The sequence below is a fragment of the Aliiroseovarius sp. S253 genome, from assembly GCF_049800855.1.
Lineage (GTDB): Bacteria > Pseudomonadota > Alphaproteobacteria > Rhodobacterales > Rhodobacteraceae > Aliiroseovarius.
Genome location: NZ_JBNAFW010000001.1, coordinates 1,725,587 through 1,745,727 on the forward strand (window position 1 = coordinate 1,725,587; position 20,141 = coordinate 1,745,727).

Sequence of the window (20,141 nt, forward strand, 5' to 3'; positions counted from 1 at the left end):
CCTCAGAAATTCAGGATGAAGAACGAGCGCAGCGCGCCCGGAAGATATTCATAGATCGCGGCGCCGGGGATCTTCACTTGCAGGAAGCTTTTGAAGATCAGCACGACTAAAACCGCGAAGACACCTGCGCTCCACATCATCAGGCGCGAGCGATAACCCACGCGCCATGTCAGGATCAGCGAAAACGCGATGGTAACCGGCAGATACCCGATTAGCGGCACCAGAAGAACATAGGCCAAAAACCATCCTGCCCACTCGAAGACTGACGCCCAGATCTTGGCTTCTCGCCGGTCTGTCCAGTGTTGATACAGCCATGTCACGCGGATCACTGCGACCAGAAACACAATGGGGGCTGCGGCGATGGGACCAAGCCAAAACGCCAACCCAATGGCCAACGCAGCCCAAAATAAGCTTTCAGCCCATTGCAGCCAGTCCGCCTCGCGCATCCATCTGGGCAAACGGCGCTGTTTGCGCGGCAAATGCCAAAAATGCAGGGCCGTGAATAGAACCATTCCCCCCACACCAATGCCCGGCCAGAACCGGGGTTGCGCGAAGAAATCTTTGCCTTTCAGCCACTTGGTTTGATCTTCAATGGCAGCGAGCAAAAGCGTGGCGCAGATCAGGAACAAGGCTGCAAACAACACCTGACCACGCTGAGGTCGGTCGGGATGTTCGGTGATTTCGTCGCTCATATCGGGCGCTTTCCGGGGGGTTATGCGTCACACGGGGCCAGCCAAGGCCAGCCCCGCGAAAGGTTGTGTCAGCAAGGATTACTCAAGGATCCCGCTGATCACCGCACCAGTTGCCTGGTCGCCAGCGATGCGTGCGGCCGAAGCTTCGGCATCCATCCAGTAGACCAGAGCGCCGGTTTCCTTGGCAACAGCCTGAGCACGTTCGCTCATCACAGTTTTCGCGGCCACTGCAGCGATCTTTTCACGCACGTCAGCAGGTGTGTCTTTGGTCACGAACAGACCGTTCCACAGAGCGATGTTCAGCTGCGAGTCCAGCTCGCCAATGGTGGGCGTGTCCGGCACAAGGCTGATACGCTCGTCAGTGACCGCCATCAGGACCTTCACATCGTCAAGGCAAGGTAGGATCAGCTGCAATGTTGTGTTGATCACGTCTGCGTCGCCCGAAGCCAACGTGTTACAGTCCAGCGCGTCAAATGCGGCATCCGAACCCCACTCAAACCCAGCATTCTTTGCATAGGCCTTGGTCACCTGCGTCGGCGTCAGCACGTCACCAAAGTGACCCAGAGCTACGTCGTTTTCCTTGGCATAGGCAGCCAGCTCTTCCATCGAGCTGTAGGGCGCGTTGCCCGAAGTCGCGACCACAAAGGGATAGGTCAGGAAGATGCCGATCGGGTCGAACTTGGCCGGGGCCAGCTCGTCGATGCCGATCTCGTGGCCGATCACGGGCACAGCGGGAACGAAGCTACCAATTGTGTATCCGTCAGCCGGAGCCGTTGCCACGTCGATCGCACCGGGGAACGGACCACCGCCGCCACCGGGTTTGTTCACCACAGCCGCCGAGACGCCGTATTCCGCTTGGAAGTCTTCTGCGATCATGCGGGTCAGCACGTCTTCAAGATCACCCGGAGGCCACGGCACGATGAAGCTGACCGGTTTTTCCGGATATTCAGCCATGGCGGGTGCAGCAACCATGGATGCGGTTACGGCCAGCGCGCCAGCCAGAATGGATTTGGTGTTCATTGTGATCTCCCGTTGAGTTCGGTCAGGTTTATCGGTTCATTATTTGAACCATTGGTTTTAAAATAGATTGACAGACGGGAGTGATTCCTGTCAACAAAACAATGAATATGTGAACGAAATTCTGCGCATGCCGCCAATAGGCATGGGCAGAATCCAACCGGAAAGCCCCATGGGAACAGCATCCAAGGCCCTGTCACTGCTGAATTATTTCAGCCGCGCCCAGTCTCAGATCGGGCTAAGCGACCTGGCGCGTCTGTCAGGAATGAACAAGGCTACGGTGCATCGTCTAATGGGCGAATTGGCGGATCATGGATTCGTCGAACAGGTCGGCGCGGGGCGGGAATATCGCCTTGGGCCCGCCTTTCTACGCCTCGCGGCCCTGCGCGAAAAAGCGGTTCCGATGCGAGAACTGGTACTGGCGGAACTGACCAAGCTCAGCGAGTTGACCGGCGAGACATCGCATATGTCGCTCTTGAACGGAGAAGTGTTGTCCAACCTCGCCTACAGCTATGCCCAGAAGCACGGAACCATGGTTATGATGGAAGATGCCGAGGTTTTGGAGCTGCATTCGACCGGATCCGGTTTGGCCGTTTTGGCCTTTTCGCCCGTTCCGTTCGTCGATGCCGTTCTGGAAAAGCCTTTGGTCGCGCGCACACCCGAGACCGTTACCGATCCGGGCGCTATTCGGGCGCTCTTGCCGAGGATCCGCAAGCACGGCATGGCGCAATCCGTCGGCGGTTACGAAGAAGACGTCTATTCCCACGCTGTGCCGATTTTCGACGCCAGATCGCGCTGTATCGGTGCCATGGCCGTAGCGGCCCCGGTGTCACGCATGACCGACGAATTGCGATCAACGATCCAAGCCGAACTCTCCCTTGCGGCCCTCCGCACGACGCGCGTGCTTGGGGGCTTTCCGCCTGACAGTTTTCCGAAAATCAAACCCACAGACTCCCCTGTAGAAAGCGAGCTGACATGAAAGATTCCAACTTTCTGAAAGAAAAGAACGCCCGTTCGCTCTGGCATCCGATGGCGCATCCCGCCGACAGCCTTCAGAACCCGCCCACCATCATCACCGGAGCCTCTGGCGTGAAGATCAAGGATGTGGACGGCCACGAGGTTGTCGACGCTGTCGGCGGATTGTGGAACGTAAACCTTGGCTTCTCGAACCAGCCCATCAAGGATGCGATTTCTGCCCAGCTGGACACCCTGCCCTATTATTCGACCTTCCGGGGCACCACCAATGACAAGGTGATCGAGCTGTCCGAGCTTCTGCGCGATTTCTTCGAACCAGATGGCCTGACGCGGGCGTTCTATACCTCGGGCGGGTCGGACAGTGTGGAAACTGCGCTACGTCTGGCGCGCCAGTATCACAAGGTGAAAGGCGACACGGGCCGCACCAAGTTCCTGAGCCTGAAGAAGGGCTATCACGGCACCCATATGGGCGGCGCGTCGGTGAACGGGAACGCCAATTTCCGCACCCAGTACGAACCACTTCTGCCCGGCTGCTATCACATCCCCGCGCCCTATACCTATCGCAACCCGTTCAATGAAACGGACCCCGAGCGTCTGGCGCAACTGTGCTTGCAGGCGATGGAAGATGAGATCGCGTTCCAAGGTGCGAACACCATCGCCGCCATGATCATGGAGCCCATTCTGGGCGCAGGGGGCGTCATCCCACCCCATGAAAGCTTCATGCCGGGCGTGCGCGAGATCTGCTCGAAACACGGTATCCTGTTGATCGCGGATGAGGTCATCACAGCTTTTGGCCGCACCGGTGGCTGGTCTGGCAGCCGGTACTGGGGTGTGCAGCCTGATTTCATGTGCACAGCCAAGGCCATCACCAACGGATACTTCCCGTTTGGGGCCGTGATGATTGCTGATCATGTGGTTGAAACCTTTGAGAAAGATACGACGGGCGCTGCCGCCATCGGCCATGGCTACACCTATTCGGGCCACCCGGTCGGTGCGGCGGCCGCCGTGGCCTGCATGGAAGAAACTGTTCGTCTGAAGGTGAACGAAAACGCGGCGGCGCGCGGCGCCGAGCTGTTCGCGGGCCTGCAAGACCTGGCCACAGAACATGACATCATCGGAGATGTGCGTGGGGGCCATGGATTGATGTGCGCGTTGGAGCTGGTCTCGGACCGCGCCACAAAAGCATCCATCGACAAAAAGTCCATCGGCACCCTGCAAGAGGTCGCCTATCAGAACGGCGCAATGGTGCGGGTATCCGGCCCGAACGTCATCATGTCGCCGCCGCTGGTGCTTACCTCGGACGACGTGCAAACCATTCTGAGCGCGCTGAAGGCGGGATTTGCCGCCATCTAAACCCGCGCGATCGCCGAGATGAAAGATAAGGCCGCCACAACTGGGCGGCCTTATCTGTGCTGGTCGATCAAAATGGGAAACCCGTCGGGATCTGTGACCATGAAACTACCGGGCCCATCGTCTCCGCCCTGTTCTTGCGTGACTTCGATCCCGGCGGCCGCAAGCTGCGCCTTAATCGCGCGCACATCGTCAAACGGGTCCACATTGGTCGCGTTCTGATCCCAGCCGGGATTGAAGGTCAGCATCGCGCCTTCAAACATCCCCTGAAACAGCCCCACAAGCGTGTCGCCATTTTTCATGATCAGATAGTTGTGTTCCTCGGTCCCGGCATAGGCGGTAAAGCCAAGTGCTTCGTAAAACACCCGAGAAGCGGCCAAATCCCTGACGCCAAGGCTGACGGAAAACGCTCCGAGTTGCATGATGTGATCCTCCCTTTGCCACAAGTGTAGCACATAGGGGGATCACTCGGGATCTAGACTGGGACAACCAGCCGGATGCCGTCCAGTTCATCCGAGGCTTCGATCTGGCAAGACAGGCGCGAGGCATCGGTGACTTCGCCATCCGCCATGTCCAGCATCGCCTCTTCAAAGTCGCCTTTTTCGCCGGTTTTGGACAGCCAATCACCGTCCACATGCACATGGCAGGTTGCACAGGACAAAGACCCGCCGCATTCACCCTGAATGCCCGCAACATTGTTGGCTTGGGCGGCTTCCATCAGATTCACGCCGGGCTGGACGTCGGCCACAACTTCCTCGCCCCCAGGCAAGACCCAGGTTGCTTTCATCTTATATCTCCTTGTTTTTATGAGCTTATATGAAGTTCACATAGAAATCGCGCAGCCCGTCGCCCTCAAGATCTCGGGTTTTGATAACCTCTTTGCGCTTCATAAAAATGTGGTTGTCGACCAGCAGGCGGCCGACGCGGTCACCAAGCACTGTGTCAGCCTCAAGATCCTTCATCGCGGCCTTCAGGTTTACTGCTGTGCCGTCTTTGGCCTCGGTGCGATCAAACCCATCACCGCCCTCCATCGGGCCAAGCGGATAGTTGTTTTCCAGCCCTAGCAACGACGCCTGCAACACTGCGGCGACCGCCGTATAGGGGTTGGCTGCAGCATCCGCCATGCGATGTTCCAAACGCGATTTCGCGCCGCCCTCGCCGGAAATCCGGGTGGTGACGTTGCGGTGATCCCCACCCCAATTGCGCCAATAGCCGGACAGCGATCCCGGCTGCAAACGCTGGTACGAGTTCGTCGTCGGCGCGACCAGCCCAGCCAGCCCTTTGTGGTGATGCATCAAGCCCGAGATACAACCGCGCGCCAGATCGTTCATATGTTCCGGCCCGCCAATGGGTCCGTTGTCCAGCGCATTGCCGCCAGACCGATCCCGGAAGCTATAGTTGATATGCATGCCCGAGCCGCCAGCCTCGGCGATTGGTTTGGGCATGAAGGTCAAGACCAGCCCGTGCTCCAGCGCCACTTCGCGCGCCATCTGGCGGAACAGCACGATGTCATCCACGTGTTTCAGCGCTTCGTCAAAGGTCAGTGTAAATTCGAACTGCGGGCTATCATATTCGCCCGTCATCATCTCGAGATTGAAGCCCAGTTTCTCGGCGCGTTCCCAGATATCATCTGTGAAGCGCAGCGGATCCGTGAACGGCCCGGTGCCATAGACCACGCCACCCGGCGCGTCATAGGGCACAAGGCGGCCGATCTCATTGGCCATCAGGGCGAAACACTCCAGCTCGATCCCGACCATCGGGGTCAAGCCACGCTCTTCCCAAGCCGCAATCGCGCGTTTCAGCGCCTGCCGCCCGCACAGATCCAACGGCACACCGTCTTGGTCGTAAAGGTCACCAATGACAATCTGCGTCGACGCCTCCCAGCCCTCGCGAATGTCCTCGGCCCGCCAGCGCAGCTCCATATCCGGCAGGCCTTCCTTCATCATGGCGCCGGGCGCGTCCAGAAGATCCTTGTCGTAGTGCACGCCATAGGTCGACCGGCAGAACCGCGTGTCGCCCGTGCCGATTTTCGAGCCGGGCAGGTACTTGCCACGCAGAATGCTCAGATGATCAAGCCACAAGGCCCGCAAACGATCTTTCATGTATCCTCCCTACCCCGGCTGTGCCGAGACGTCCCCGTTTGTGGGGTTATTTGGCCTGCATTGTCACAGGCAATTCCTTGATCCCGCCCACGAAGTTCGAGCGCAAGAATTTGTGGTCCCCGGCAGGTTCCACCATTTTCACACGTTTCGCTAGTTCTTCGAACAAAACACGCACCTCAAGCCGGGCCAGATGCATACCCAGACAAACATGCGGGCCGCCCTGCCCGAAGGACATATGGCGGTTGGGGCTGCGGAACAGATCAACGCGGTTAGGATCGTCGAACACCTCTTCATCGCGGTTGGCCGAGGACCACCAATACAGCACCTTGTCGCCTTCTTTGATGAGCTTCCCGTGCATTTCATGGTCCCGCGTGGCGGTGCGGCGGAAGTAAAGCGCGGGCGTGGCCCAGCGGATGATCTCGTCCGGAGCGGTCGCCCAGATGTCGCCACCTTCTTGCATTTGGCCCAGAAGCTCCTGCTGATGCGCCATCGCTTGAATGCCTGCCGCGATGGAATAGCGTGTCGTGTCATTGCCTGCGGCGACAAGCAGACAGAAGAAGTTGCGGAACTCTTGCTCTGGCATCACTTCGCCGTCGCGGTTCGGCTGCAAGATCATGTGGAGCACACCATCCGTGTCGCCCTTGCGGTTCTTTTCCTCGATCAGCCGCTTGGCATAGTCGAACAGCTCGGCCCCGGCGGGTGAGTTGAACGGCATCATCCGGTATTCATCGGTCTGCATCTTGTCCAAGACATGATCAGTGAAATCCGGGTCCGTGTTCGCAATCAGCGCATCGCCCTTTTCAACCAACCATGGCAGGTCCTCGTCCGGCGTGCCAATGATCCGGCCCAGCATCATCATCGGCAGCTGGCGCGCGATGACCTTAGTCGCATCGAACGTTCCAGCCTCTAGGGCCGCGTCCAGAATGGGATGGCACAGCTCGCGAATTTGATCTTCGAACCCGGCAACGACAGGGCGCGAGAACGCCTTACCGACCATCACACGGGTCTTCATATGCTCGGGCGGGTCGGTTTCCTGAAAGGTGCGGCGAGCCAGATATTCCTCGTAAGTCTGGTCCTCCATCCGGATCCCGCGGGCCGAGGACATCAGCTCGTAATTCCGGTTCAGCTCGGTGATGTCAGCGTGGCGTACCACGTTCCAGAAGCCCTCGCCCCCGTCCCAATCGGTCCAGCTGAGCGGGTCTTCGCGGCGCAGACGTGCAAAGGTGTTGTGCGGCGCGCCGTTTACAAAAGTGTCGTGGCTGGACAGATCCGCAAATCCATCATCCTGTGGCGTCCAAACGGTCATGCGCATCTCCCTGGCGTTTTAGCTGTTGTATATAGCGCGTCTGTAAATATATTATAGAACATGTTAAATATGTAAAGCGGAGAAATCATGCACATCGCGATCCTGATGACGAACACGGATGAAAGCGGATTTGCTGACCAACACCCGAAGGATGGCGAGAAGTGGACCGCGTTGCTGTCCCGTCAGCGCCCGGACTGGGAGTATTCGGTTTTCGCCGTAAAGGACGGCGATTTCCCGCAAGATCTTGAAGCCTTTGATGGGTTCGTGATCACGGGCAGCCCAGCCTCGGTCCATGATACGGACGCATGGGTCGCGCAGCTGTCAGATCTAATCCGCACCTTACATATCCGGCAGAAGCCACTTTTTGGTGCCTGTTTCGGACACCAGGCCATCGCGAAAGCGCTTGGTGGAAAAGTAGAATCAAACCCGGGCGGATGGGTTTTTGGATCAACCGAGATGGAGATCAGCACCCCTGCACCGTGGGTCGACGCGCAGCAATTCCGACTCTATGGCGCCCATATCGAGCAGGTGACGCAAATGCCAGCGGGGGCCACAAACATCATGACGTCCGAGGGGTGTCCGATTGGCGGGTTCCACATCGACAATCACGTCTTCACCACGCAGAACCACCCGGAAATGACACCAGACTTCATCGCAGCTTTGATTGACGAGTTGGAAGAAGAAAAGCCCGCCGAGGTGATCGAATCCGCTCGCAACACGCTTTCAAAGCCCGCCAACGGCCCGCAATTTGCCGACTGGATCGTGCGATTCTTTGAACACGCAAAGGCGCAAAGCTAATCCCTAGCCAAGCGCAGCCAGCAGATCCATCACCGTCACCTGGTCGAACAAAACATGTTCGGTCATCAAGGCGCGTGCCCTATCGGATTCATGTGCCAAGATCAGCTCGGCAATCTGGCGATGCTCGCGCGCGCTTTCTGCAATCGCACCGGGTTTGCGATAGCGGGCGCGGTAATAGGCCAACAGCTTGCGCCCATTCATCTTGATCATGTCCAGAAGAAACGGATTTCCCGCGGCCTCGGCCACCTTTTTGTGGAACGCGAGGTTCAGCGCGTAATACCCATTCGGGTCACCATCCCCCTGATCGCGCGCATGGGCTTCGCAGGCTTCGACGATCTGCATCAAAGCAACGCCGTCCTCGGCACCGATCCGCCGCGCAGCCAAACCCGCCGCCTGCCCTTCCAGCTGGGCGTTCACTTCGAGAATGGCCAGAAACTCTTCAAAACTAGGTTTGAACAGAACCGCCCCTTTGCGCGGTGGGCGGGTAACCAGCCCCATTACTTCAAGCCGTAGCAACGCCTCGCGCAGAGGTGTCCGTGACACTTCATAACGCGCGATCAGTGCGTTTTCATCAATCGCTTCGCCGGGCGACAGCTCGCCCTTTTCAATAGACGTCAGGATTGCGTTCAGAACGATTTCGGTTTGACCAGCCATGCGGGCAGTTAAGCAAATCCTGCCGCAATTTCCAGCCTTCGCTGCAATTCCGTGTTACAATTCAGAACGGGCCCGCCAGACAGAGCTGAGATCCACAGGCGATTACGTTATTTCTGGACATATCCTAAAAATCGGCTGGCCCTATTTTCGTTTCCAATTTCCGAGAAGATATTTGATCAAAGAATCTCTGTTCCCACGGCCCGCTTCGCACGGGGAACCTTCAGCACCGGAGGACGTCATGGACGGTCAAATCAAAGAAAACGATATCAGCCACGTAGTTGAAGCCGATAAGGCCCATGTTTGGCACCATCTGACTCAGCACAAGCCTTTTGAAACCGGTGATCCACGTATCATCGTGGAAGGTAAAGGCATGCGTGTTTGGGACCAGAACGGCAAAGAGTATATCGATGCTGTGTCGGGTGGTGTTTGGACCGTGAATGTGGGCTATGGCCGCGAATCCATCGCCGACGTCGTGCGTGAACAGCTGGTGAAGATGAACTATTTCGCCGCCGCTGCGGGCTCGATCCCTGGCGCGCTGTTTTCCGAGAAACTGATCGAAAAGATGCCGGGAATGAGCCGCGTCTACATCACGAACTCGGGTTCGGAAGCGAACGAAAAAGCTTTCAAGATGATCCGCCAGATCGCGCATAAGAAATACGGCGGCAAGAAAACCAAGATCCTGTATCGCGACCGCGACTATCACGGCTCGACCTTGGCAACGATGTCGGCTGGTGGTCAGGACGAGCGTAACGCACAGTACGGCCCCTTCGCACCGGACTTCATCCGCGTGCCGCACTGCATGGAATACCGTAAGCACGAGCTGGGGCTGGAGCATCTGTCGGGTGCCGAGTTTGGCCGCGCCGCTGCTGACGCCATCGAAGAAGTCATCCTGCGCGAAGGTGCTGACACCGTTGGCGCCCTGTGCCTTGAACCCATCACCGCAGGTGGCGGCGTGATCGAAGCGCCCGAAGGCTACTGGCCGCGCGTGCAAGAGATTTGCGAGAAGTACGACATTCTTCTGCACATCGACGAAGTCGTCTGTGGTTTGGGTCGTACCGGCACTTGGTTTGGCTATCAGCACTACGGCATCAAGCCTGATTTCGTCACCATGGCGAAGGGTGTGGCCTCGGGCTATGCGGCGATTGCCTGCTGCGTAACCACCGAGCGCGTGTTTGACATGTTTAAGGAAGACGCCTCGGACCCGATGGGCTATTTCCGCGACATCTCGACCTTTGGCGGCTGCACCGCTGGCCCGGTTGCGGCGCTGGAAAACCTGCGCATCATCGAAGACGAAGGTCTGTTGGAAAACACCACCAAGATGGGTGAACGCATGCTGGCCAACCTGAATGCGCTTGCTGACAAGCATGCCGTCATCGGCGACGTGCGTGGCAAGGGGCTGTTCCTTGGCGTGGAGCTGGTCAAAGACCGCGAAACGAAAGAGCCGGTGGCCGAGGCCGACGTGGGCTCTGTCGTCGCAGATTGCGGCGCGCAAGGCGTGATTATCGGCGCGACCAACCGCTCGGTTCCCGGTAAAAACAACACACTGTGCTTCAGCCCGGCCCTGATCGCGACCGAGCAGGACATCGATCGGATTTGCGAAGCCGTCGACAATGCCCTGACCAAAGTATTCGGCTAACCCAACCGAAATTGGACTGGTCAAAAAATTCAAAGGCGGCTCTGGAAACAGGGCCGCCTTTCTTGCATCTCGATCAGGCACAAAGAAAGGATCTGCACCATGTGGCCAGCCCCCGTCACCCTTACCGGTAATCACGTCACGCTCGCTCCCCTCAGTCTGGATCACGCGCCCGCCTTGAAAGACGCCAGCGCAGACGGAGAGCTGCATCGTCTCTGGTACACGTGGATCCCCAAGCCTGAGGACATGGAGGACGAAATCAAACGTCGTCTGTCGCTGCAGGATGCTGGGTCGATGCTGCCCTTCTGTGTGATGACACCGGATGGCACACCCGTCGGCATGACGACTTTTATGAACATCGACGCCACCAACAAACGGGTTGAAATCGGATCGACGTGGTATCGCACCTCTGTCCAACGCAGCCCACTGAACACCGAGGCCAAGCGGCTGTTGTTGTCCCATGCCTTTGAAGATCTGGGTTGCATCGCGGTCGAGTTCCGCACCCACTTCATGAACCACCAAAGCCGGTCAGCCATCGAACGTCTTGGGGCTAAACTGGATGGCGTATTGCGCAGCCATATGGATCAGGGCAACGGAGTACTGCGAGATACGGCGGTTTACTCGATCATCGCATCGGAATGGCCCGCCGTCAGATCCAACCTGACGTGGCGGCTTGAAAAGCCAAGGAAATAAGGGGCATCACCATCACGTGACCCTCTGGGGCTGGACAATTAACAATTTTGTTCTATATTTGTTCTCATACACTAAGAACAAAGGAACGCGCTATGGCCCAGCCCCAAAGCTTGCCCCCGACGCCCAAACAGACGGATTATGCCCGCGCAATTGCGTCGAAGCTCGGCGCGGCAATTCCTGCGGATGTGGCCCAAGACCGCGCGGCCCTGTCCGGCTGGATTGGCGAACACCAAGCCCGATTGAAATCACGCTCTGCGCAGTTGCATGACAACCGGGCAACCTCGAAACAGGTCGCTTATGCCGAGCGTATCGCTCGTGTAAAACGTCGCTCTGTCCCGGATGAGTGTTTTCGCGATGCAGGTTTGATGTCGGCGTGGATCTCGTCTAATCGCTAAGAAGTTGAGTATATCCAGATTGCGCCCCAACTAGGTCCAATATAAGGTGTCCTGTATGGCAGCACCTGTTGAGACATTCTTTCTGGACCCAGACGCCCAAGGCACACTTCAGGCCCAGATCCAGCAAATGATCGCCGAGGCGATCCTGTCCGGGCGTTTGCCCCGTGGCGAAAAGCTTCCCTCAACGCGGAAGCTGTCGACACATCTGGGGGTCAGTCGGATCACCGTGACCCTGGCCTACACCGAACTTCAAGCGAACGACTATCTTTCGTCCAAGGGGCGGTCTGGGTTCTATGTCTCGGAAAACGCTCCGGAACCGCCCAGCTTCCAGCCGCGCGCCCGCGGCGAAGACAAGGTCGACTGGCATCGCGCCATTGGCAACCATTTTACCGGTGGCAGCACGCCCAAAAAGCCGCAAAACTGGCGGCAACAGAAATATCCCTTCATCTATGGCCAGGCCGATCCCAAGCTGTTTGATCATAACGCATGGCGTCTTTGCGCCCTTCGCGCGCTTGGCCACAAAGACCATGAAGTCATGATGGGCGACTACTATGATCAGGATGACCCTCAACTGATCGAGTTCATCGCCCGCCACATCCTTCCTCGCCGCGGCATTCTAGCCCGGCCGGAAGAAATCCTGATCACGTTGGGCGCTCAAAACGCGCTGTGGATGGCCGCGCAGATCCTGCTGACCCAGCGCCGCACTGCTGCGATTGAGGACCCATGTTATTACTCGCTGCGTGACGTGCTGACCCAAAGCCGATGTCATCTGGTCAACATCCCTGTGGACCGCGACGGTCTTCCACCCGAAATGCTGCCAGATGGCACTGATGTCATCTTTTCCACGCCCAGCCACCACAGCCCCACAACGGCCACGATGCCGATTGAGCGGCGCAAAGCGCTTTTGGCACGCGCGAAAGAGCTGGACGCAGTGATTGTGGAAGACGACTATGACTTCGAAATGTCGTTCCTAAAGCCTCCCTCGCCCGCGCTGAAGTCCTTGGACCGAGAGGGGCGCGTGATCTATGTGGGCAGCTTCTCGAAATCACTATTTCCGGGTCTGCGTCTTGGCTACATGGTTGGGTCCGAACCTTTCATTCGCGAAGCCCGTGCCCTGCGATCCGCCGTGCTGCGCCATCCGCCCGGCCTGATTCAGCGCACGGTCGCCTATTTCTTGTCACTGGGCCATTACGATGCCCTGATCCGCCGCATGGGAAGCGCCTATCAAGAACGGCGCGAGGTTATGAACCTAGCCATCGAAGATACGGGTCTGAGCATTGCAGGGCGTGGTGTTTTTGGTGGCTCCGCTTTTTGGATGCGCGCACCAGATGGGGTGGATATGGGTCAATTGGCCGGATCGCTTAACACCAAGGGCGTCTTGATTGAACCCGGCACGCCGTTCTTCCGCGGACCAAACCAACCCACCAATTTCTATCGGATCGCCTATAGCTCGATTCCAGCTACGCGTATTCCCGAAGGGATATCTCTGATCGCTGACGAGATCACCGCCGCGGTAAATTCTGGCGCCAGATAGCCAATACAACTGGCCCTATAGGCACAGGGCCCAGCTGCCTAAAAAGATTCAGGAAAACAGACAGGGCGGACGAAGTATTTTCGCCACCCCAGCACCATTTCAAGGGAGAGCGTCACAATGAAAATGACCACGGAAGAAGCGTTCGTAAAAGTGCTTCAGATGCATGGGATCGAACATGCTTTTGGCATTATCGGGTCAGCCATGATGCCGATTTCGGACATTTTCCCCGATGCGGGCATCACCTTCTGGGACTGTGCCCATGAGGGATCAGGCGGCATGATGGCCGACGGCTATACCCGTGCGACCGGCAAGATGTCGATGATGATCGCGCAGAACGGCCCGGGCATCACCAACTTCGTGACCGCTGTGAAGACTGCCTATTGGAACCACACCCCGCTTCTGCTGGTCACCCCGCAGGCGGCCAACAAGACCATTGGTCAGGGTGGTTTCCAGGAAATGGAACAGATGCGCATGTTTGCTGACTGCGTGGCCTATCAGGAAGAGGTCCGCGATCCAGCACGTGTGGCTGAGGTTCTGAACCGTGTCATCATGAACGCCAAGCGCGCCTCGGCACCGGCGCAACTGAACATTCCGCGCGACATGTTCACTCAGATCGTCGACATCGAGCTTCCGGCGATTGTTGAATTCGAACGCCCCTCGGGTGGCGCGGATGCGGTGACCGAAGCCGCCAAGCTGATCTCAGAGGCCAAGAACCCGGTCATCCTGAACGGTGCTGGTGTTGTTCTGTCGAAGGGCGGCATCGAAGCCTCGAAAGCGCTGGCCGAGCGTCTGGATGCCCCGGTTTGCGTTGGCTATCAGCACAACGACGCCTTCCCTGGTTCGCACCCGCTGTTTGCTGGTCCCTTGGGATATAACGGCTCGAAAGCGGGCATGGAGCTGATCAAGGAAGCGGACGTGGTGCTGTGCCTTGGCACCCGCCTGAACCCGTTCTCGACCCTGCCGGGTTATGGCATGGAATACTGGCCTTCGGACGCCAAGATCATCCAGGTCGACATCAACCCCGACCGCATTGGCCTGACTAAGAAAGTGTCGGTTGGCATCATTGGCGACGCAGCCAAAGTGGCCAATGGCATTCTGGAACAACTATCGGATACCGCTGGCGACGCGGGTCGCGACGAACGCAAAGCCAACATCGCGCAGAAGAAATCCGCATGGGCGCAGCAGCTCAGCTCGATGACCCACGAGGACGACGATCCCGGCACCACCTGGAACGAACGTGCGCGTGCTGACAAGCCCGAATGGATGAGCCCCCGCATGGCGTGGCGTGCAATCCAGTCTGCCCTGCCGAAAGAGGCGATCATCTCGTCCGACATCGGCAACAACTGCGCCATCGGCAACGCCTATCCGTCGTTCGACGAGGGCCGCAAGTATCTGGCGCCCGGCCTGTTCGGCCCCTGTGGCTATGGCCTGCCAGCGGTTGTTGGCGCCAAGATCGGCTGCCCGGACGTGCCTGTGGTTGGCTTCTCGGGCGACGGTGCTTTCGGCATCGCAGTCACCGAGCTGACCGCCATCGGCCGCGAGGAATGGCCCGCCGTAACGCAGGTTGTCTTCCGCAACTATCAGTGGGGCGCCGAGAAGCGTAACTCGACCCTGTGGTTTGACGACAACTTCGTGGGCACCGAGCTGGACCAGCAGGTATCCTACGCTGGCATCGCCAACGCCTGTGGTTTGAAAGGCGTTGTCGCCCGCACCATGGACGAGCTGACAGATGCGCTGGACCAAGCCGTGAAGGACCAAAAGAACGGCATCACCACCCTGATCGAAGCTATGATCAACCAGGAACTTGGTGAACCCTTCCGTCGCGACGCGATGAAAAAACCCGTCAAAGTCGCGGGCATCAGCAAAGACGACATGAAGCCTCAGCAAGTCTGATCGCATCATTCCGGGCGCGGGATCCCTCGCGCCCGGACATTTGGCCGAGAACTATTCGACTCCCCGTCCCTTGACCCCGAGGCCCTAATGAAACCGCTTGAGACCCTTCTGAAAAACGCGGCCCGCACCAACCTGCGGATCATCCTGTCCGAAGGTAGCGATCCTCGTGCCGTTGCAGCCGGGTATCAAGCTGTCGCGCAAGGCATTGCACGCATCGGCCTTGTCGGCGACAAAGCCGCAATCCAGGCAGAGTTCGACGCGCAAGGCCTTGATATTCAAGATGCAATCGAAATCCACGATCCGGCAATCTCGCCACTTCGCGACGAACTGGCCACGCTGTATCACAGCTTGCGAAAGCACAAAGGTGTGACGCTTGAAGACGCGCAAGTCGCCGTGGATTTGCCCCATGTTTTTGCGGCTCTGTTGGTGAAATCCGGCCACGCTGACGGCACTGTTGGCGGGGCGGTTGCGACCACAGCCGACATCGTACGCGCGGCCATTCAGATCATCGGGACCAAACCAGACACAAAACTTGTTTCGTCTTTCTTTCTGATGCTGTTCTGCAAAGAGCATCACGATCGCAAGGGCGCGATGATCTTCGCTGACAGCGGTCTGGTAGTTGATCCGTCCGCCGACGAAATGGCTCAGATCGCCCTCAGCTCGGCGAATTCCTTCGAACGCCTGACCGGGGAAACACCTCGCGTTGCGATGCTGTCGTTCTCGACGCGGGGGAGTGCGGAACATGACGCCGTGTCGAAAGTCGTAACCGCGACCGAAACTGCCCGCACCCGTGCGCCAGATCTGATAATCGATGGCGAGCTTCAGTTCGACGCAGCCTTCGTACCGGACGTCGCTGCGCGCAAAGCCGAGGATAGCCCTCTTCACGGAAACGCAAATATCTTCATCTTTCCCAATCTGGAAAGCGGAAACATCGCCTATAAGATCGCCCAACGCATGGGTGGGGCCGAGGCGATTGGACCCATCCTTCAGGGTTTGGCCAAACCGGCCAATGACCTGTCGCGCGGATGTTCATCCGAGGATATCTTGCACATGATTGCCGTCACAGCCGCACAAGCCAGCGACACCGAATAAGGGTCACTGCCCGTTCGAGCCTGCAATCGACAGAACTGTCGCGGCGACGATCTCATCTACGGTGGCGCCGCGACTTAGATCACAAATTGGTTTGCGGAAGCCTTGCAAGATTGGGCCATAGGCTTTGGCCCCCGCCAGTTGCACCATTAACTTATAGGCAATATTGCCGGCATCAAGATCAGGAAACACCAGCACATTGGCGCGATTATTCATGCCCGCCTGTTTCTTCTGCGCTGTCATCATATCCAATGCCGCATCGGCCTGAACCGGCCCGGGGAAGCCCGTGATTTCGGCGGCCTCGCGCACTTTCTCGACGGCCTCGCCTGTTCCGGAATACCCTGTCGAAAAGGACAGAAGCGCCACATCAGCACGCCCCAGAAGAGACTTCGCCGTCTTGGCGCTCGCATTGGCGATATCCGCCAGTTCCTGAGATGTCGGAGACACGTTTACCGCGCAGTCGGCGAAGACAAACTCCTGCCCATCGAGAAGAACCATTAGGAAATAGCTCGACGGTGTTTGGATACCCTCCTCCAGCCCGATCACCATCGACGCTGCTTCGATCACGCGGCGGGTGGGAGCGATGGCACCCGCCACCATCAGATCCGCTTCGCCGGTCGCGACCATGGCAGCTGCCCGCATTAAGGGCCGATGCAACAGCCGCTTGGCAATCGAGCTACGCATCGCGCGGGTTGTTGTCAGTGCGTCAACGTGATGATCAGAAAGCTCGACAAGCGCAACTGGCTGCGCCAGTCCATCAGCATGCAGTCGTGCCGCAGCTTCTGAAATGCGGGGATCTTCCATTTCGGGAAAGACAACGCGCGGCTTTCGCTTTGCGGCGATCTCGAAGGCGCGATCCAGCGTGGCCGTCATGAAGCTGTCCTATCAAGCGGTTGGGGTGCGGATCGTCCTATACCCGGTTGTCAGCACAAAGATCAACGCTGCTGCGACAATGATGGATGGCCCGGCGGGTGTATCCAACCGAAGTGACGCCCAAAGCCCTGCCCCGCTAGCGGCCCAGCTGACCAGAACGGCGGCGATCACCATTTGCAAAGGAGACGTCGAAACGCGGCGCGCGGCGGTGGCCGGGATAATCAACATGGCCGACACCAACAGTGCGCCCACGACCTTCAAAGACACGGCCACAACCAACGCAATGGACACCGTGATGACAAGGCTTTCGCGATGTGGGTTCACCCCAGAAGCAGCCGCCAAGTCAGCGCTGAGTGTAGACAACAACAATTTTGACCAACGCCACGCGATAACGGCGGCAATCAATGCCGCACCTCCCCAGATGAGCACAAGATCAGAGCGCGTGACCGTCAGAATGTCTCCGAACAGATAGGCGGACAGATCGACCCGGACATTGGGCACAAACGAGATTGCGACCAGCCCTGTGGCAAGCGCCCCGAAGGACAGCACACCAAGCCCGCTGTCTGGCGACTGACCTTGCGCCATCATCCAACTGATCGCACCGGCCATGGCCAAAGCGACAACCAATGTACCAAGGCTGATCGGCAGCGAAAAGATCAGCGCAAGGGCAACGCCCAGAATGGCCGCGTGCGCCGTCGCATCCCCGAAATAGGCCAACCGCCGCCATACAACAAACGCCCCCAATGGGCCTGTTGCGATGGACAGGCCGAACGCGGCCAGCACCGCACGTACAAGGAAATCATCCAACATGTTCAACCTCGTCCTCGGGTGCACCGTGATGGTGGGTGTGATCATGGGTGTGATCATGTGCGCAGTCATGATCGTGGTCATGCGCATGCTGATACAACGCCAGTGCGCCTTGCGTCCCATGGCCAAACAGCGCGCGATATTCTGGCGCATTCTGCACCACATGTGGCTTGCCCTCGCAGCAGATATGCCCGTTCAGGCAAATCACCCGATCCGAGGCGCTCATCACCACATGCAAATCATGCGAGACCATCAAGACAGCAACTCCTGTGTCGCGCCGGACATCCTCAATCAAGCGATAGAACCCGGCCTCGCCCATTTGGTCCAGACCTTGCGTCGGCTCGTCTAGGATCAGGATATCGGGCTTTTCCAGCAGCGCGCGCGCCAAAAGAACGCGCTGCAACTGGCCTCCGGACAGGTCCGCCACTTGGCGCGTTTCGATCCCCGGCACCCCCACGCGCTCCAGCATGTCCGAAATCCGGTCAGGTTTATGAGACTTGGGCAGGTTCAGGAATGTGCGCACAGGCAGTGGCAGTGTTGGGTCCAGCGCGAGTTTCTGCGGTACGTACCCGACGACCAGACCGACCTTACGCTGGATCTTGCCTTTGGACGGCGTCAGTCCCAGCAACGCACGTAGAAGCGACGTCTTGCCTGACCCGTTGGGGCCTACGATGGTAACGATCTCGCCCGGCGCGACCGATATGTCGACTTTGTCCAGCACAAGCTGTGCGCCGTGGCGGACCGTCAGCCCCTTGGCCTCGATCAGGGTCATGAGTGCGCCTCATCCTGGCAGGATGGGCACAGGCCCAATGCCTCGACATTGGCACGCTCGACGGCAAAGCCTAGCTTCGCGCCGGCTTCATCAATCAATGAACGCAGGGTCGTTGCCGGGATCTCGGCCACGGCCTTGCATGTTCTGCAAATAAAGAAGGCAGGGGCGTGATCGCATTCAAATGTGGTGCAGGCCGTGAAGGCATTCAAACGCCGGATTCGGTGTGCAAGCCCCTGATCCACAAGGAATTCCAAGGCGCGATAGGCGACAGGCGGCTGACTTCCGAACCCATCTTCGGAAAGGCGTTCCAGCACATCATACGCCCCCATAGCGCGGTGTTCTTCCAGAAGAATTTCCAACGCACGCCGACGTACAGGCGTCAATCGCGCCCCTGCCTCTCGGCAAATCCCCTCGGCGCGAGTCAGCGCTTCGCTGGCGCAGGTTGAATGGTCATGATTGTGGAACGCGCTGGCGGGATCCGACATGGGTTGACACCTGTGTTGTGTAATATTATCACCTTTTGTAAATGATATAACATTACACAAACTGGAGCAAGCCCCGATGACATTGATCCGCACCGCGATTGCGCTGTGCTTTGCCCCATCCTTGCTGATGGCGGAAACACCAAAAGTCGTGACCGATTTCGCACCGATCCATTCACTTGCCTCACAGGTGATGGAGGGCCTAGGCGCACCTGAGCTGTTGCTGCCGCAAGGCGCAGACCCGCACGGTTTTCAGATGCGTCCGTCGCAAATGCGGTCGCTGTCGGATGCCGATCTTCTGATCTGGGTTGGCCCGGCCATGACGCCGTGGCTTGAACGCGCCATTGCGGGCGCGTCGCTGGATCACAGCTTGGCGCTGCTATCCGAGCCAGGCACGATACTACGCGAAGGTGGTCATGACCACGACGACGATCACGAGGAACATGCCGACCACGATCATGGACACGCGCATGAAACGCATGATGATCATGATCACGATGATCATGACGACCACGATCACGCCGCGCATGTCGAAGGTGTTGACCCGCATGCATGGCTGTCACCCCATAACGCGCAGGTCTGGATTGAAGCCATCGCTGAAGAACTATCCGAGTTGGATCCCGAGAATGCCGAGCGGTACCACGAAAACGCCCACAAGGCGCAAGAAGGCATCGCCGCATTAGACAGCCGCATTCAAACGCGACTTGCTCCAGTTCAAGGCAAGGGGTTCATTCTGTTCCACGATGCACTTGGCTATTTTTCGGATCACTACGGCCTGAACAGTCTGGGTGCGATCCGCGAAACGGATGCGGCACCGCCCTCGGCCGCGCAACTGAACGAGATTGCCGAGAAAATCGAACATGGCGACGTCTCATGCATCTTCTCAGAGCCCGCGCAGGGCACATCTCAGGTGCAGGAACTGGCTAAGAATACAGATGTCGGTACAGCAGTTTTGGACCCCGGCGGCGCGACCCAAGACATCGGACCAATGCTGTATGAAAACCTGATGTGGGCAACAGCCGACACAATCGCCAGCTGCTTGGAAGGCAAGTAAACAGAAACGGGCGCCAACGCGG

21 protein-coding genes are annotated in these 20,141 nt (G+C 58.2%); 10 read left to right on the forward strand and 11 right to left on the reverse strand.

What is annotated here, in order from left to right; translation table 11 throughout:
• Window positions 1–2 precede the first annotated feature (2 nt).
• Together ACP15F_RS08460 and ACP15F_RS08465 are read right to left on the reverse strand one after the other, a co-directional pair.
• The gene (locus ACP15F_RS08460) at window positions 3–692 is read right to left on the reverse strand and encodes a tripartite tricarboxylate transporter TctB family protein (RefSeq protein WP_424940368.1); all 690 of its coding nucleotides are present in this window, start codon (window positions 690–692) and stop codon (window positions 3–5) included.
• Between the two features lie 78 nt (window positions 693–770).
• Complete coding sequence (locus tag ACP15F_RS08465) at window positions 771–1,712, reverse strand: tripartite tricarboxylate transporter substrate-binding protein (protein WP_424940369.1); 942 nt, start codon at window positions 1,710–1,712, stop codon at window positions 771–773.
• Window positions 1,713–1,881: 169 nt separating this feature from the next.
• Here ACP15F_RS08465 and ACP15F_RS08470 point away from each other — a divergent pair, with 169 nt between their 5' ends.
• Both ACP15F_RS08470 and ACP15F_RS08475 read left to right on the forward strand, forming a co-directional pair.
• Window positions 1,882–2,688: an IclR family transcriptional regulator gene (locus ACP15F_RS08470; RefSeq protein WP_424940370.1), complete on the forward strand. Its 807-nt coding sequence runs from the start codon at window positions 1,882–1,884 to the stop codon at window positions 2,686–2,688.
• Window positions 2,685–4,037, forward strand: coding sequence for an aspartate aminotransferase family protein (locus ACP15F_RS08475; RefSeq protein ID WP_424940371.1), 1,353 nt, complete (start codon window positions 2,685–2,687; stop codon window positions 4,035–4,037). The genes ACP15F_RS08470 and ACP15F_RS08475 overlap by 4 nt, the downstream gene beginning before the upstream one ends.
• Window positions 4,038–4,087: 50 nt before the next feature.
• Here the strand turns inward: ACP15F_RS08475 and ACP15F_RS08480 are convergent, their stop codons facing one another.
• The 4 genes from ACP15F_RS08480 to ACP15F_RS08495 are packed head-to-tail and all read right to left on the reverse strand — an operon-like array spanning window position 4,088 to window position 7,442.
• Window positions 4,088–4,456: a VOC family protein gene (locus ACP15F_RS08480; protein ID WP_424940372.1), complete on the reverse strand. Its 369-nt coding sequence runs from the start codon at window positions 4,454–4,456 to the stop codon at window positions 4,088–4,090.
• Window positions 4,457–4,509: 53 nt separating this feature from the next.
• Window positions 4,510–4,821, reverse strand: coding sequence for a 2Fe-2S iron-sulfur cluster-binding protein (locus ACP15F_RS08485; protein WP_424940373.1), 312 nt, complete (start codon window positions 4,819–4,821; stop codon window positions 4,510–4,512).
• Window positions 4,822–4,846: 25 nt separating this feature from the next.
• Complete coding sequence (locus ACP15F_RS08490; RefSeq protein ID WP_424940374.1) at window positions 4,847–6,136, reverse strand: glutamine synthetase; 1,290 nt, start codon at window positions 6,134–6,136, stop codon at window positions 4,847–4,849.
• A 46-nt stretch (window positions 6,137–6,182) separates the two neighbouring features.
• The gene (locus tag ACP15F_RS08495) at window positions 6,183–7,442 is read right to left on the reverse strand and encodes a cytochrome P450 (protein ID WP_424940375.1); all 1,260 of its coding nucleotides are present in this window, start codon (window positions 7,440–7,442) and stop codon (window positions 6,183–6,185) included.
• Between the two features lie 87 nt (window positions 7,443–7,529).
• On the opposite strand from ACP15F_RS08495, the gene ACP15F_RS08500 reads away from it, so the two are divergent.
• Window positions 7,530–8,240 carry a type 1 glutamine amidotransferase gene (locus ACP15F_RS08500; protein WP_424940376.1) on the forward strand — a complete coding sequence of 237 codons (711 nt, stop codon included), beginning with the start codon at window positions 7,530–7,532 and terminating at the stop codon, window positions 8,238–8,240.
• 3 nt (window positions 8,241–8,243) lie between these two features.
• Here the strand turns inward: ACP15F_RS08500 and ACP15F_RS08505 are convergent, their stop codons facing one another.
• Window positions 8,244–8,894 carry a GntR family transcriptional regulator gene (locus ACP15F_RS08505; RefSeq protein ID WP_424940377.1) on the reverse strand — a complete coding sequence of 217 codons (651 nt, stop codon included), beginning with the start codon at window positions 8,892–8,894 and terminating at the stop codon, window positions 8,244–8,246.
• Window positions 8,895–9,132: 238 nt separating this feature from the next.
• On the opposite strand from ACP15F_RS08505, the gene ACP15F_RS08510 reads away from it, so the two are divergent.
• The 6 genes from ACP15F_RS08510 to pta all read left to right on the forward strand — a co-directional run bounded on the left by ACP15F_RS08510 (window position 9,133) and on the right by pta (window position 16,134).
• Window positions 9,133–10,530: an aspartate aminotransferase family protein gene (locus tag ACP15F_RS08510; RefSeq protein ID WP_424940378.1), complete on the forward strand. Its 1,398-nt coding sequence runs from the start codon at window positions 9,133–9,135 to the stop codon at window positions 10,528–10,530.
• 99 nt (window positions 10,531–10,629) lie between these two features.
• Complete coding sequence (locus ACP15F_RS08515; RefSeq protein ID WP_424940379.1) at window positions 10,630–11,220, forward strand: GNAT family N-acetyltransferase; 591 nt, start codon at window positions 10,630–10,632, stop codon at window positions 11,218–11,220.
• Between the two features lie 92 nt (window positions 11,221–11,312).
• Window positions 11,313–11,615, forward strand: a complete 303-nt coding sequence (locus ACP15F_RS08520; protein WP_424940380.1) for a hypothetical protein — start codon at window positions 11,313–11,315, stop codon at window positions 11,613–11,615.
• A gap of 55 nt (window positions 11,616–11,670) precedes the next feature.
• Window positions 11,671–13,149, forward strand: a complete 1,479-nt coding sequence (locus ACP15F_RS08525; protein ID WP_424940381.1) for a PLP-dependent aminotransferase family protein — start codon at window positions 11,671–11,673, stop codon at window positions 13,147–13,149.
• A 117-nt stretch (window positions 13,150–13,266) separates the two neighbouring features.
• The gene (gene xsc, locus ACP15F_RS08530; protein WP_424940382.1) at window positions 13,267–15,042 is read left to right on the forward strand and encodes a sulfoacetaldehyde acetyltransferase; all 1,776 of its coding nucleotides are present in this window, start codon (window positions 13,267–13,269) and stop codon (window positions 15,040–15,042) included.
• A gap of 87 nt (window positions 15,043–15,129) precedes the next feature.
• Entirely contained in the window at window positions 15,130–16,134 is a 1,005-nt protein-coding gene (pta, locus tag ACP15F_RS08535) for a phosphate acetyltransferase (protein WP_424940383.1), read from the forward strand.
• Window positions 16,135–16,137: 3 nt separating this feature from the next.
• Here the strand turns inward: pta and ACP15F_RS08540 are convergent, their stop codons facing one another.
• From ACP15F_RS08540 to ACP15F_RS08555, 4 genes are read right to left on the reverse strand one after another with little or no spacing between them, the layout of a single operon-like run.
• Window positions 16,138–17,004: a phosphate acyltransferase gene (locus ACP15F_RS08540; protein WP_424940384.1), complete on the reverse strand. Its 867-nt coding sequence runs from the start codon at window positions 17,002–17,004 to the stop codon at window positions 16,138–16,140.
• Between the two features lie 12 nt (window positions 17,005–17,016).
• On the reverse strand, window positions 17,017–17,814 hold the full coding sequence (locus tag ACP15F_RS08545) for a metal ABC transporter permease (RefSeq protein ID WP_424940385.1): 798 nt from the start codon (window positions 17,812–17,814) through the stop codon (window positions 17,017–17,019).
• Window positions 17,804–18,583 (reverse strand): metal ABC transporter ATP-binding protein, encoded by a 780-nt coding sequence (locus ACP15F_RS08550; RefSeq protein ID WP_424940386.1) that lies wholly within the window; start codon window positions 18,581–18,583, stop codon window positions 17,804–17,806. The genes ACP15F_RS08545 and ACP15F_RS08550 overlap by 11 nt, the downstream gene beginning before the upstream one ends.
• Entirely contained in the window at window positions 18,580–19,068 is a 489-nt protein-coding gene (locus tag ACP15F_RS08555) for a Fur family transcriptional regulator (protein ID WP_424940387.1), read from the reverse strand. Before ACP15F_RS08555 ends, ACP15F_RS08550 begins: the two co-directional genes overlap by 4 nt.
• A 76-nt stretch (window positions 19,069–19,144) precedes the next feature.
• Between ACP15F_RS08555 and ACP15F_RS08560 the strand changes: the two genes are divergently transcribed.
• Complete coding sequence (locus tag ACP15F_RS08560) at window positions 19,145–20,119, forward strand: zinc ABC transporter substrate-binding protein (protein WP_424940388.1); 975 nt, start codon at window positions 19,145–19,147, stop codon at window positions 20,117–20,119.
• Window positions 20,120–20,141: the final 22 nt, after the last annotated feature.

Coding starts and splice junctions, on each gene's coding strand:
- ACP15F_RS08460 (WP_424940368.1), bottom strand. CDS start 692: ATGAGCGACGAAATCACCGAACATCCCGACCGACCTCAGCGTGGTCAG.
- ACP15F_RS08465 (WP_424940369.1), bottom strand. CDS start 1,712: ATGAACACCAAATCCATTCTGGCTGGCGCGCTGGCCGTAACCGCATCC.
- ACP15F_RS08470 (WP_424940370.1), top strand. CDS start 1,882: ATGGGAACAGCATCCAAGGCCCTGTCACTGCTGAATTATTTCAGCCGC.
- ACP15F_RS08475 (WP_424940371.1), top strand. CDS start 2,685: ATGAAAGATTCCAACTTTCTGAAAGAAAAGAACGCCCGTTCGCTCTGG.
- ACP15F_RS08480 (WP_424940372.1), bottom strand. CDS start 4,456: ATGCAACTCGGAGCGTTTTCCGTCAGCCTTGGCGTCAGGGATTTGGCC.
- ACP15F_RS08485 (WP_424940373.1), bottom strand. CDS start 4,821: ATGAAAGCAACCTGGGTCTTGCCTGGGGGCGAGGAAGTTGTGGCCGAC.
- ACP15F_RS08490 (WP_424940374.1), bottom strand. CDS start 6,136: ATGAAAGATCGTTTGCGGGCCTTGTGGCTTGATCATCTGAGCATTCTG.
- ACP15F_RS08495 (WP_424940375.1), bottom strand. CDS start 7,442: ATGACCGTTTGGACGCCACAGGATGATGGATTTGCGGATCTGTCCAGC.
- ACP15F_RS08500 (WP_424940376.1), top strand. CDS start 7,530: ATGCACATCGCGATCCTGATGACGAACACGGATGAAAGCGGATTTGCT.
- ACP15F_RS08505 (WP_424940377.1), bottom strand. CDS start 8,894: ATGGCTGGTCAAACCGAAATCGTTCTGAACGCAATCCTGACGTCTATT.
- ACP15F_RS08510 (WP_424940378.1), top strand. CDS start 9,133: ATGGACGGTCAAATCAAAGAAAACGATATCAGCCACGTAGTTGAAGCC.
- ACP15F_RS08515 (WP_424940379.1), top strand. CDS start 10,630: ATGTGGCCAGCCCCCGTCACCCTTACCGGTAATCACGTCACGCTCGCT.
- ACP15F_RS08520 (WP_424940380.1), top strand. CDS start 11,313: ATGGCCCAGCCCCAAAGCTTGCCCCCGACGCCCAAACAGACGGATTAT.
- ACP15F_RS08525 (WP_424940381.1), top strand. CDS start 11,671: ATGGCAGCACCTGTTGAGACATTCTTTCTGGACCCAGACGCCCAAGGC.
- xsc (WP_424940382.1), top strand. CDS start 13,267: ATGAAAATGACCACGGAAGAAGCGTTCGTAAAAGTGCTTCAGATGCAT.
- pta (WP_424940383.1), top strand. CDS start 15,130: ATGAAACCGCTTGAGACCCTTCTGAAAAACGCGGCCCGCACCAACCTG.
- ACP15F_RS08540 (WP_424940384.1), bottom strand. CDS start 17,004: ATGACGGCCACGCTGGATCGCGCCTTCGAGATCGCCGCAAAGCGAAAG.
- ACP15F_RS08545 (WP_424940385.1), bottom strand. CDS start 17,814: ATGTTGGATGATTTCCTTGTACGTGCGGTGCTGGCCGCGTTCGGCCTG.
- ACP15F_RS08550 (WP_424940386.1), bottom strand. CDS start 18,583: ATGACCCTGATCGAGGCCAAGGGGCTGACGGTCCGCCACGGCGCACAG.
- ACP15F_RS08555 (WP_424940387.1), bottom strand. CDS start 19,068: ATGTCGGATCCCGCCAGCGCGTTCCACAATCATGACCATTCAACCTGC.
- ACP15F_RS08560 (WP_424940388.1), top strand. CDS start 19,145: ATGACATTGATCCGCACCGCGATTGCGCTGTGCTTTGCCCCATCCTTG.